11 protein-coding genes are annotated in these 10,971 nt (G+C 69.7%); 7 read left to right on the top strand and 4 right to left on the bottom strand.

Annotated elements, in window-relative coordinates:
- Positions 1-34 precede the first annotated feature (34 nt).
- The 4 genes from OHB24_RS34025 to OHB24_RS34010 are packed head-to-tail and all read left to right on the top strand — an operon-like array spanning position 35 to position 3,607.
- Positions 35-805: an IclR family transcriptional regulator gene (locus tag OHB24_RS34025; protein WP_327634993.1), complete on the top strand. Its 771-nt coding sequence runs from the start codon at positions 35-37 to the stop codon at positions 803-805.
- Positions 795-2,006, top strand: coding sequence for a CaiB/BaiF CoA transferase family protein (locus tag OHB24_RS34020; protein ID WP_327634992.1), 1,212 nt, complete (start codon positions 795-797; stop codon positions 2,004-2,006). The genes OHB24_RS34025 and OHB24_RS34020 overlap by 11 nt, the downstream gene beginning before the upstream one ends.
- A complete protein-coding gene (locus OHB24_RS34015) occupies positions 2,003-2,788 on the top strand; it encodes a citryl-CoA lyase (RefSeq protein ID WP_327634991.1) in 786 nt (261 codons plus the stop codon). The genes OHB24_RS34020 and OHB24_RS34015 overlap by 4 nt, the downstream gene beginning before the upstream one ends.
- A 36-nt stretch (positions 2,789-2,824) precedes the next feature.
- A complete protein-coding gene (locus OHB24_RS34010; protein ID WP_327634990.1) occupies positions 2,825-3,607 on the top strand; it encodes an LLM class flavin-dependent oxidoreductase in 783 nt (260 codons plus the stop codon).
- Here the strand turns inward: OHB24_RS34010 and OHB24_RS34005 are convergent.
- From OHB24_RS34005 to OHB24_RS33995, 3 genes are read right to left on the bottom strand one after another with little or no spacing between them, the layout of a single operon-like run.
- A complete protein-coding gene (locus tag OHB24_RS34005; protein ID WP_327634989.1) occupies positions 3,594-5,198 on the bottom strand; it encodes an AMP-binding protein in 1,605 nt (534 codons plus the stop codon). The genes OHB24_RS34010 and OHB24_RS34005 overlap by 14 nt on opposite strands.
- Positions 5,195-6,073 carry an SDR family NAD(P)-dependent oxidoreductase gene (locus tag OHB24_RS34000; protein WP_327634988.1) on the bottom strand — a complete coding sequence of 293 codons (879 nt, stop codon included), beginning with the start codon at positions 6,071-6,073 and terminating at the stop codon, positions 5,195-5,197. Before OHB24_RS34000 ends, OHB24_RS34005 begins: the two co-directional genes overlap by 4 nt.
- Positions 6,074-6,101: 28 nt before the next feature.
- The gene (locus OHB24_RS33995) at positions 6,102-6,887 is read right to left on the bottom strand and encodes an alpha/beta fold hydrolase (protein WP_327634987.1); all 786 of its coding nucleotides are present in this window, start codon (positions 6,885-6,887) and stop codon (positions 6,102-6,104) included.
- A 43-nt stretch (positions 6,888-6,930) separates the two neighbouring features.
- Here OHB24_RS33995 and OHB24_RS33990 point away from each other — a divergent pair, with 43 nt between their 5' ends.
- On the top strand, positions 6,931-8,061 hold the full coding sequence (locus tag OHB24_RS33990) for a M24 family metallopeptidase (RefSeq protein ID WP_327634986.1): 1,131 nt from the start codon (positions 6,931-6,933) through the stop codon (positions 8,059-8,061).
- On the opposite strand, the gene OHB24_RS33985 is transcribed toward OHB24_RS33990, so the two are convergent.
- Entirely contained in the window at positions 8,058-9,038 is a 981-nt protein-coding gene (locus OHB24_RS33985; RefSeq protein WP_327634985.1) for a GlxA family transcriptional regulator, read from the bottom strand. The two genes, OHB24_RS33990 and OHB24_RS33985, sit on opposite strands and share 4 nt — an antisense overlap.
- Before the next feature lie 71 nt (positions 9,039-9,109).
- Between OHB24_RS33985 and OHB24_RS33980 the strand changes: the two genes are divergently transcribed.
- Together OHB24_RS33980 and soxR are read left to right on the top strand one after the other, a co-directional pair.
- Positions 9,110-10,384, top strand: a complete 1,275-nt coding sequence (locus tag OHB24_RS33980; protein WP_327634984.1) for an MFS transporter — start codon at positions 9,110-9,112, stop codon at positions 10,382-10,384.
- Between the two features lie 46 nt (positions 10,385-10,430).
- Complete coding sequence (soxR, locus tag OHB24_RS33975) at positions 10,431-10,910, top strand: redox-sensitive transcriptional activator SoxR (RefSeq protein ID WP_327634983.1); 480 nt, start codon at positions 10,431-10,433, stop codon at positions 10,908-10,910.
- Positions 10,911-10,971 lie beyond the last annotated feature (61 nt).

Raw genomic sequence — 10,971 nt, 5'->3', positions numbered from 1 at the left:
TCCGTTGCGTGGCACGGCGGGTTATCGTCGGGCCATGAGTGAAGGTGACGGAGTACGGAGTGTGCACCGCGCGCTGGACCTGCTCGAGCGGTTCGACGACGAGCATCCGACCTGGTCGCTGGCGGCGCTGACGGCGGCGAGCGGGCTGCCGAAGACGACGGTGCTCCGGCTCGTGACCACGCTCGAGCAGCGCGGTCTGGTCGCGGCGATCGGGCCGGGCAAGTACGCGATCGGTCCGGGCTTCCTGCGCTGGTCCCGGCTGAGCAGCGCGACGATGGAGATCCCGCCGGCGGTCCGCGCGGCGATGGGCAAGCTGTCGGCCGACACGGGCGAGACCGCGAACCTGTACATCCGCGTCGGCCGGACCCGGGTCTGTCTCGCGCAGGCGCCGGGCTCGCTGAGCGTCCGGCACATGGTGGTCGTCGGATCGTCGATGCCGCTGTGGGGCGGAGCCGCGTCGAAGGTGCTGCTGACGGATCCGCCGGTGCTCGCCGTCGATCCGTCGCTGATCGAGGAGCTTGCGTTGGAGGCGCCGCGGCAGCCGGGGTTCGCGAAGAAGCTGCGGGCCGCGGTCACCGATGCGGCTGCGCGGGGGTTCGCGGTCAGTCATGGTGAGCGCGAGCTTGGTGCGTCGGGTGTTGCGGCTCCGGTACGGCGTACTGACGGGCGGGTCGTTGCGGCGATCGCGATCGGCGGGCCGACGACCCGCTTCAGCGACGACCGCCTGCCGCCGTACATCACCGCCGTACGCCGCTGCTCGGAAACCATCGTGCGAACGGGGTGGAGCGGTTTCAGTGCGTCCTGACGTGGATTTGCTGGCTGGTGTGCGGGTGCTTGATCTGACCAATGTGCTCGCAGGGCCGTTTGCCGGTTATCAGTTGGCGTTGATGGGAGCCGAGGTGATCAAGGTCGAGGTGCCCGGGTCGGGCGATCTCGCCCGGAACCTCGGTGGCGACCTGGAGCTGTCCAAGGACGGGCTCGGCATCTCGTTCCTCGCCCAGAACGCGGGGAAGCGCTCTCTCACGCTCAACCTGAAGAGCACCGCCGGTCGTGAGGTCTTCGAGCGACTGGTCCGTGAGGCGGATGTACTGCTGGAGAACTTCCGGCCGGGAGTCCTCGAGCGCCTCGGCTTCCCGGTCGACGTACTGCGGTCGCTGAATCCGGGCCTCGTGTACTGCGCGGTGTCGGGCTTCGGCCAGACCGGGCCGATGCGCGGGCGACCGGCGTACGACCAGATCATCCAGGGACTGTCCGGGATCATGAGCGTCACGGGAACGCCGGAGACCGCGCCGATCCGGACCGGTTTCCCGATCGCGGACACGCTCGGCGGGTACGCCGCGGCGTTCGCGATCTCGGCGGCGCTGGTGAAACGGGAACGGACCGGCGCCGGCAGTTTCCTCGACGTCTCGATGCTGGAAACGGCGGTCGCGGCGATGGGATGGGTGGTCTCGGACTACCTGGTCGCGGGCCGGAAACCCGGTGCCATGGGCAACGAGAACGCGACGTCGGCCCCGTCCGGAACGTTCCGGACCGCAGACGGGGCGCTGAACATCGCGGCCAACAAGCAGGAGCAGTACGTCGAGCTGTGCACGGCGCTGGGCCGCCTGGAGTTGCTGACGGACGCGCGGTTCGGGTCACGGGAAGCGCGGAAGGTGCATCGGGCCGAGCTGAAGGAGGAACTTGAGAGAACGCTCTCTCAGCGTTCCGCGGCGTACTGGGACGAGTTGCTCGCGGAGTCCGGCGTACCGGTCGCGCCGGTGCTGAGCGTCGAGCAGACGCTCTCTCTGCCGCAGCTCGCCGAACGCGAACTCCTGCACACGGTGGAGATGCCCGACGGACGGGATCGCGAACTGCGGGTGCTCGGCAGCAGCGTGCACGTGGACGGCGGGTCGGTCGGACCGTCGACGCGTCCGCCGCGACTGGGAGAACACACCGACGAGATCCTCGCCGAGCTCGGCTACACCTCGGACGAGATCACAGAGCTACGAGCAACAGGAGCTACATGAGTACCGAGGGTGCTGATTGGTGGGCAACGGGGATCTCGGATATCGAGCCCGGCGTGATCCGGTTTCACGGTTATCCGATCGAGCAGCTGATCGACGGGATCACGTTTCCGCAGATGATCTGGCTGATGGTCCGCGGTGAACTGCCGACGCCGGGGGAGGCGCGGCTGCTCGAGCAGACCCTCGTCGCCGCCGTCGACCACGGCCCGCAGGCGCCCTCGATCGCGGCCGCCCGGATGGCCGCCTCCTGCGGTCTGGCGCTAAACAACGCGATCGCCACCGGTGTGAACCTGCTCGGTGACGTCCACGGCGGCGCCGGACAGCAATGCCTCGAAGTCCTGTACGACCTGCGACGCACGGTCGACGCCGGCACCGACCCGACGACCGCAGCCCGAGAGCTCGTTGCCTCGTACAAGGAACGCAAGGCGTACGTCCCCGGCTTCGGTCACCGCTTCCACCCGCACGACCCGCGCCGCGACCCTCTCATCGCCGCCGCCCAGCAGGCAGTTGCCGACGGCACCATCAGCGGGGAACACCTGGAGATCGCTCTCTCGCTGGAATCCGTTCTCGCTCCCGTCCCGATGAACGTCGACGGCGCCACCGCGACCATCTACGCCGAACTCGGCCTCCCCGCCGAACTCGCCCGTGGCCTCTTCATCCTGTCCCGCTCCGTCGGCCTGCTCGCGCACGCCCGCGAGCAGCAACAAGAACCGACGCGCATCAAAGGCCCTCTCCCGAAGTCCGTCATCCCCACGTACACCGGCCACCCACCCCGCTCACTCTGATCGCTCTGACCACTCTGGCCGGTTAGGGTCGAGCACATGGTCGAACTCCAGGTGGTCCTCCCGGACGAGTCGGCGTCGATGCCGCCCGAGCGACTGGTCGAGCTGGCGGTCGCTGCAGAAGATCTGGGCTACGGCACGGCCTGGTTGCCCGACCACCTCCTCCCGCCGGGTGAGTTCGGCTCGACGTACGGCGGCGTCTACGAGCCTCTCGTCACCATCGGGTACCTCGCGGCGCGCACGAGCCGGATCCGGTTCGGTACCTCGGTGCTTGTGCTGCCGATGCGGAGCCCGTACGTGGTCGCCAAGCAGGCGGCGACGCTGCACCGGCTGTCCGGCGAGCGCGTCGTACTGGGAATCGGCGCGGGGTGGGCGACGGCCGAGTTCGCGGCGGTCGGCGCGGTGTTCGAGGAGCGTGGCCGCCGGACCGACGAGTCGCTCGGGATCATCCGTGACCTCTTCGAGGGCCGCGACCGCGGCGGAGTGTTCGAGCCGAAACTCCGGGCGCCGCTCCCGCTCATGATCGGCGGTACGACGGGGCCCGCGTTGCGCCGCGCCGCGCGGTACGGCGACGAGTGGCAGGGGCTCGGCCTGGACGGTGCCGGCTTCGCGGCGGCGGTCTCGCGACTCAGGTCGTTCGGCGACCGGCCGATCAAGGTCGGGACGCGGCTCGACTGGTCCAGCGGCGATCCCGATCCGGTCGTCGCATCCGCTCACGAGCTCGTCGACGCGGGCGCCGAGACGCTGGCGGTGTCCTTCGGTGACGAGCGGACTGCGTTGGACCGGATGACGAAGTTCCGGGAGCTCTTCACGGCGGCGTGAGTTTGCCGCGCAGGACCTTGCCGGTCGCGTTGCGCGGGAACTCGTCGAGGACGACGATCTGGCGCGGCGTCTTGTAGCGCGCGAGGTTCGCCTTCACGTGCGTCAGCAACTCGTCCTCGGTGGCCGGCGAGTGGAGTACGACGTACGCGATCAGCCGCTGGCCGAACTCGTCGTCGGGCACTCCGGCAACGACCGCTTCGGCGACAGCGGGATGTGCCGCGAGGCACTGCTCGACCTCGACCGGGTACACGTTCTCGCCGCCGGAAACGATCATGTCGTCCTCGCGGCCGTCGACGAACAAGCGCCCGGCGGCGTCAAGATGCCCGAGGTCGCCGGTGCTCATCCGCCCGTCGACAACGGTCTTGCTCGAACCGTCGGAGTACCCGCCGAACACCAGACCGCCGCCCGCGAAGATCCGCCCGGTCATGCCGGTCGGCACCGTGCGGTCCTGGTCGTCGAGGATCCGGATCGTGCTGCCGAGACAGGGTCGCCCGACGGTCCCGGGCGCGGCGAGCAGGTCGGCGGACGTCGCGATCGTGGCGATGCCGACCTCGCTCGACCCGTAGGCGTCGCACAGTACCGGCCCGAACCGTTCGATGAACCGCTCGGCCAGCGGCGCGCCGAGCTGGGACGCGCCCGAGATGACCGCCCGCAGTGAGCGCAGGTCGTACTCCGCGATCGCGTTCGGACCGAGATCGAGCAGTCGGCGCAGCATCACCGGTACGGCGACGACCGCGCCGGCGCGGGTCGCTTCGACGTCGGCGAGCAAGGTGGGGGCGTCGAACCGCGGTCGCAGGACGAGCGGCGAGCCGAGGAACAACGCGAGCATCGAGGTGAGCAGACCGAGCCCGTGGAACAGCGGCGGGCACACAACCATCGGCTCACCCGCCCGCAACCCGAACCGGCTGAGCGCACTCCCGGTCAGCCCCGCCAACCCCACCGCAGTCGGCACCCGAGGCGCCGCCTTGGGAGTACCGGTAGTCCCCGAAGTGAGAATCGTGATGTGCCCAGCCACGTCAGGCGCAGGCGCTGCCGCCGCCACACTCTCAGCAAGCTCAGCTAACCCAGAGAGGACTGACCGAATGCCTGCCGGTGGCGTGAACTCGGAGTCGTGGACGAGGAGGTCGGGGCGGTGGCGTGCGAGGACTGCTTGGAGTTGGGGTGGGGCGAATTCGGTGTTCACGAACAGGACGTCGGCGCCGAGCCGCGACGCCGCCAGGGTCGCCTCGAGGAAGCCGCGGTGGTTCCGGCACAGCACCGCCACCTTGCTCCCGGCAACGATCCCGTACTGCGCCTGCATCCCGGCCGCGATCCGTTCGCACCGCCGATCCAACTCGGCATACGTGATCGAGTCGTCCCCGGAGATCACCGCCGCCCGCTCCGGGTACCGGATCGCCGCGATCACCCCGAGCGCGGCCATCGACTGACCCCAGGTCCGCAGCGCCCGCTCGATCCGCACGAGCTGCGCCGGCCCGGCCGACTTCCACACCCCGGACTTGATCAGCGCGACCGACAACCCACCGACCTCGGCCGCGCTCTGCACCAGCCACTCCGGCGGCCGCAGCGGTGGGATCGGCCGGATCGTCCTCATCGCTTCTTCCCGCCTCCGGTACGCCGGTAGTACTGCTCGAGCAACCGATCCGTCGGCACCCGCAACAGGTTGCCGAGGGCATCGGCCAGCCGGACGAACGGCGGCGTGATGTTGTGCGGGCGCTCGGCCACCGCCGTACACACCTGATCGGCCGCCTGCTCCGGCGTGAGTCCCGGCATCTTGTTGAGCAGCGGCGTCGGCTCACTCATCCGCGTATGCACCAGGCCCATGTAGACCGTCGACGTCGTCACCCCGTCGCCGCGCACCTCCTGCGCGACGCACCGCAGCCACACGTCGAACGCGCTCTTCGACGCCAGGTACGCCGACCAGCGCGCCATCGGCGGCGTACGGACGCCGGCCGTCGACACGTTCACGATGTGGCCGGACCCGCGCTCGCGCATCGACGGCAGCAGTTCGAGCACGAGCTTGGCCGGCCCGAGGTAGTTCACCGCGTTCGTCCGCTCGATGTCGTGGAACCGCTGGTACGTGTCCGCGATCGACCGCCGGATCGACTTGCCCGCGTTGTTCACGAGTACGTCGACCCGCTCGTGCTCGGCCAGCACAGTCCGCACGAGCTCCTCGACCGCGGCCGGATCGGCGAGGTTCGCCGGGTACACGTACGCCGTCCCGCCGCGCGAGCGGAGGTCGTCCGCGACGAGTTGCAACTGGTCCGCCGTACGCGCCACGAGCAGCACCGTCGCCCCGGCAGCGGCCAGCCGCCGCGCGGTTGCCTCACCGATCCCGTACGACGAGCCGGTCACCAGGATCACCTTGTCCCGGACGGCCGCGGCCAGCCGTTCGTCGGAGATCCCGGTCCGCCCGTTCGTCAGCGCGACGAGCAACGGCCACCCCAGAGGACGCTTCCCAGCCACCATGCGCCTGACATTACCCGCTGGTAGTGATTTACGGCAGACGTTGCAGCCATTCGCGGATCAGGGCGCCGAACAGGGCGGGTTGCTCGAGTTGGAGGTTGTGGCCGGCGACGTCGAGTACGGCGTACGTCGCGCGCGGGTAGTGGGGGAGCAGGTCGTACTGATCCGCGTACCCGGTCACCGCGTCCTGGCGGCCGCACACGATGAGGGACGGTCCGTCGTACGGCGGACCGCTCTCCGGTGCCGTCGACAGCGCCCAGTTCTTCTGGATGCGTTCCATCGCTGCCGTGTCGGCGACCGCCAGACCCGGCGCCACGTCCGAGCGATATGCGGCCAGCGCCTCGGCGGTCTGTGCCACGGCCAGCTCGGTGAAGTCCTCGCCCTCGGTCAGCGACTCGGACACCCCCGGCTCGGACCGCAGTACGACGTGTTCGGGCAGCGTCCGGTCCTTGTGCCAGAGTTCGCCGACCGGGCAGATCAGTCCGATGCCGAGGATCTGCTCGGGCCGCTCGGCGACCAGGCCGCGGGCGAGATACCCGCCGTACGACTCGCCGAGGAGGACGAACGGCTCGTCGCCGATCTGCTCGTCGATGAACGCCCGGACCGCCGCCATGATGCCGTCGGAGCTGTCGATGTCGCCGGCCGGGCTCTTGCCCATCCCGGGCAGATCGGGATACAGGCGGCGGTAGCCGGGCAGCGCCGATGGTCCAGCGAAGATCGGCTCCAGGCAGCCGGTCATCAGCCGGTGGTCCGGCGTCCAGCCGTGCAACGCGAGAACCGGAACGCCGTCGCCGAAGGACACATGGTGCAGGGTCATGGGGAAGTTGTAGCAACCGCTCCCGACAGTTTTAGATTCAGGTATGGCCCGTCGCTCAGCACTTCCTCCCGTTCATGATGTCGCCGTCCTTCGCGCCCGCCTGGATCGTGCCCGCGAGGCCGCGGCCGGTACCGGTCTGGTGATCACGCCGGGCTCGGACCTGCGCTACCTGATCGGTCAGCCGGGCGGCTCGCTGGAGCGCCTCACCACGCTCGTGATTCCGGCCGACGGCGCCCCGGCACTCGTCGTACCGAAGCTCGAAGCGCCCGGGTATGCCGATCTGCCGCTGACGGAGCTGGGCGTCGATGTGATCACCTGGGTGGACGGCGTCGACCCGTACAGCCTCGTGGCCGAGCGGCTGGGTGGCGCCGAGCGGGTCGCGGTCAGCGACTTCACGCCGGCGCTGCACGTCTTCGGGTTCCGCGACGCACTGCCGAAGGCCGAGCAGGTGCTGGCCGGGCCGATCGTCCGTGAGTTGCGGATGCGGAAGGACGCGGCGGAGATCGACGCGCTGCGGAAGGCGGGCGCGGCGATCGACCGCGTGCACGCCCGCGTCGGTGAGTGGCTGCGCCCCGGCCGGACCGAGGCGGAGGTCGGCGCCGACATCGAGGCCGCGATCGTCGAGGAAGGCCACACCGGGGCCGACTTCGTGATCGTCGGCAGCGGCCCGAACGGCGCCAGCCCGCACCACGCCCTGTCCGACCGCGTGATCGAGGCCGGCGACGTGGTGGTCGTCGACATCGGCGGTCCGGTTGCCGAGGGCTACAACTCCGACTCCACGCGGACGTACGCCGTGGGTACGCCGCGGGACGCCGACGTCGCCGCGACGTACGCCGTACTGCAGGAGGCTCAGCGGGCCGCGGTGGAGGCTGTCCGGCCCGGTGCGACCGCGGAGTCGATCGACGCCGCCGCCCGGGACGTCATCGCGGCCGCGGGCTTCGGCGACTACTTCATCCACCGGACCGGCCACGGGATCGGGCTGGACGTGCACGAGGAGCCGTACATCGTCGCGGGCAACGACCTGCTGCTGGAGCCCGGTATGGCGTTCAGCGTCGAGCCGGGCATCTACCAGGCCGGTCGCTGGGGCGCGCGGATCGAGGACATCGTCGTGGTGACGGCGGACGGCGTCGAGTCGATGAACAACCAGCCGCATGACCTGGTCGTTCTGACCTAGCCCGCCCGGAACGTCTTGCGGTAGGCGAGCGGGGACACGCCCAGCTCGGACCGCAGGTGGTGTCGCAGGGAGGCCGCCGTACCCAGGCCAGCCTCATCGGCGACGCGGTCGACGGACAGGGCGGTGGTCTCCAGCAGCTGGCACGCGTGCCGCACACGCTGCTGCAGCAACCAGGTGCCGGGCGACTGTCCGGTCTCGGCCTTGAAGCGCCGGCTGAACGTGCGCACACTCATCCGCGCATGCTCCGCCATCGCCGCGAGGCTGATGTCCTCACCGAGCCGTTCGAGCGCCCAGGCCCGCGTCGGCGACGTACCCTCACTGCCTTCCTCGGGTACGACGCGCTCGATGTACTGCGACTGCCCGCCGTCACGCCACGGCGGTACGACGCAGTGCCGGGCGGCCCGGTTGGCGACCTCGCTGCCGAAGTCACGGCGGATCAGGTGCAGGCAGAGGTCGACGCCCGCAGCCAGGCCGGCCGACGTGAGTACGTCGCCGTCGTCGATGAACAGCTTGTCCTCGTCGAGCTTCACCTGCGGGTACACGCTGCGGAACAGCTCGGCCCGCTCCCAGTGCGTTGTCGCGGGCCGCCCGTCGAGGTAACCGGCCGCGCCGAGGACGAACGCGCCGGTGCAGATCGAGGCGATCCGCGTGCCCGGGCGGATGGTGGCGAGTGCGGCGGCGAGGTCGTCGGGCAGCGTGCCTTCGTACCGCGGCTGGGGGATGTAGGTTCCCGGGACGATCACCGTGTCCGCCTCGGCGAGAGCCTCGGGGCCGTAGTCCGGGACGAGGTTGAACCCGGCGCCGGCCCGCACCGGACCGCCTAGTCCGCAGATGCGGATGTCGTACAACTTGGTGCCGTCGGCCTTGGTGGCGGCGCCCAGGACGGTCGGCGGGATGGTCAGGTCGAACCCGACCACCGGCTCGAGCGCGAGGACGGCGACCACATGCGGACCGACGGCGGCCAGATGACGGCTCATGGCCATATCTTGACATAGGTTGTCTATCTGGCCACTAGTTCGATGACGGTCGAACCGCCATCCTTGGTCGGGTGACGCAGATTCTGGAGACGAAGAAGGCTCCCCGGGTGCACCTGGCCTGGGCGGTCGCTGTGGTCGGGTTCGTGACGCTGATCGGCGCGGCCGGGTTCCGGTCGGTGCCGAGTGTGCTGCTCGATCCGCTGCACGAGGAGTTCGGGTGGTCGCACGCGACGATCTCCGCGGCGGTGTCGATCAACCTGCTGCTGTTCGGCGGGATCTCGCCGTTCGCCGCCGCGCTGATGGACCGGCTCGGGCTGCGGAAGGTGGTCAGTGGCGCACTGGTCCTGATCGCGTTGGGCAGCGGCCTGACCGTCTTCATGACTGCGTCCTGGCAGCTACTGCTCTGCTGGGGCCTTCTGGTCGGCATCGGCACCGGTTCGATGTCCATGACCTTCGTAGCGACGATCACCGGGCGCTGGTTCGTCCACCGGCGCGGTCTGGTGACCGGCATCCTCACAGCGGCCGGTGCGACCGGTCAGCTGATCTTCCTGCCGCTCATCGCGTCGCTGGCGTCGAACTACGGCTGGCGGTTGCCCGCGCTCGTGGCGGCCGGTGCAGCGTTGGCCGTCGTACCGCTGGTGCTGTTCTTCCTGCGGGACTACCCGAGTGATGTCGGGCTGCGTGCGTACGGGGCTCCGGAGGGCAGTACGGCGGGGCAGCGGGTGGAAACGACCGGTAGTAGTGCCATGCGCGCGCTGAACGCCTTGCGGATGGCAGCGCGGCGTCCTGCGTTCTGGATGCTGGCGGGCGGGTTCGCGATCTGTGGCGCGTCGACGAACGGTCTGATCGGGACGCACTTCGTGACGGCGGCGCACGACCACGGCATGCCGGCTACGACTGCTGCGTCATTGCTGGCACTAGTGGGTGTGTTCGACGTGGGCGGGACGATCCTCTCCGGGTACCTGACCGACCGGTGGGACCCGCGGTACCTACTGATCGCCTATTACTCGCTGCGCGGCCTCTCGTTGCTGGTGCTGCCGTCACTGCTCGGGCCGACCGCTGCGCCGAGCACCTGGGTGTTCATCATCTTCTACGGGCTGGACTGGGTGGCGACCGTGCCGCCGACCGTCGCGCTGTGCCGCGAGTGGTTCGGTGAGGACGGGCCGATCGTGTTCGGCTGGGTGTTCGCGTCGCATCAGGTTGGCGCCGCCCTGGCTGCGACCGGCGCCGGCGTGATCCGGGACGCGCAAGGCAGCTACAACCTGGCGTGGTACCTGGCCGGCGGACTCTGCGCCGCGGCGGCGTTGATGTCCGCAAGCATCGGACGCCGCCTCGTAACTACCTGACTCTTTCCGTTAGCCTCGATATGAGTTGAGGTTGGAGGGATGAGCGATGGATATCGAGCCGGGTGAGTTGACGGTCGGGCAGCTGTCGCAACGCAGCGGCGTGGCGATCTCGGCTCTGCATTTCTACGAGCGGCAGGGGCTGATCATCAGCCGCCGTACGTCGGGGAACCAGCGCCGCTACAAGCGGGACACACTGCGGCGGGTGGCGTTGGTCAGGATCGCTCAGCGGGTCGGCGTACCGCTCGCCGAAGTGGCCGCGATCCTGAAGCTGCTGCCGGAGAACCGGACGCCGACGCGCGCCGACTGGGAACGCATCTCGGAGTGCTGGCAGGCGGAGCTCGACCGCCGCATCGTGCACCTCGAACAACTCCGCGACGACTTCAAGGACTGCGTCGGCTGCGGCTGCCTCTCCCTCGACCGCTGCGCCCTCGCCAACCCGTACGACGCCCTCGCCGCAAAAGGTCCTGGCCCCCGCCGCCTGATGACCACCGAAGGAGAACCCTGCCACCCAGGCAAATGCGCCTGAGCACTTATCCACAGGTGGTTGGCTCGGGGGCGCGGTTTGGGGGTGGAGACGTCTAGTGTCG

Origin of the sequence: Kribbella sp. NBC_00482 (assembly GCF_036013725.1) — a bacterium.
GTDB lineage: Bacteria > Actinomycetota > Actinomycetes > Propionibacteriales > Kribbellaceae > Kribbella.
This window is presented reverse-complemented; position numbering and strand designations above follow the sequence as displayed.

What these genes read in the sequence shown, in the direction of transcription:
- OHB24_RS34025 (WP_327634993.1), top strand. Translation starts at nt 35, where the DNA reads ATGAGTGAAGGTGACGGAGTACGGAGTGTGCACCGCGCGCTGGACCTG.
- OHB24_RS34015 (WP_327634991.1), top strand. Translation starts at nt 2,003, where the DNA reads ATGAGTACCGAGGGTGCTGATTGGTGGGCAACGGGGATCTCGGATATC.
- OHB24_RS34010 (WP_327634990.1), top strand. Translation starts at nt 2,825, where the DNA reads ATGGTCGAACTCCAGGTGGTCCTCCCGGACGAGTCGGCGTCGATGCCG.
- OHB24_RS34005 (WP_327634989.1), bottom strand. Translation starts at nt 5,198, where the DNA reads ATGAGGACGATCCGGCCGATCCCACCGCTGCGGCCGCCGGAGTGGCTG.
- OHB24_RS34000 (WP_327634988.1), bottom strand. Translation starts at nt 6,073, where the DNA reads ATGGTGGCTGGGAAGCGTCCTCTGGGGTGGCCGTTGCTCGTCGCGCTG.
- OHB24_RS33995 (WP_327634987.1), bottom strand. Translation starts at nt 6,887, where the DNA reads ATGACCCTGCACCATGTGTCCTTCGGCGACGGCGTTCCGGTTCTCGCG.
- OHB24_RS33990 (WP_327634986.1), top strand. Translation starts at nt 6,931, where the DNA reads ATGGCCCGTCGCTCAGCACTTCCTCCCGTTCATGATGTCGCCGTCCTT.
- OHB24_RS33985 (WP_327634985.1), bottom strand. Translation starts at nt 9,038, where the DNA reads ATGAGCCGTCATCTGGCCGCCGTCGGTCCGCATGTGGTCGCCGTCCTC.
- soxR (WP_327634983.1), top strand. Translation starts at nt 10,431, where the DNA reads ATGGATATCGAGCCGGGTGAGTTGACGGTCGGGCAGCTGTCGCAACGC.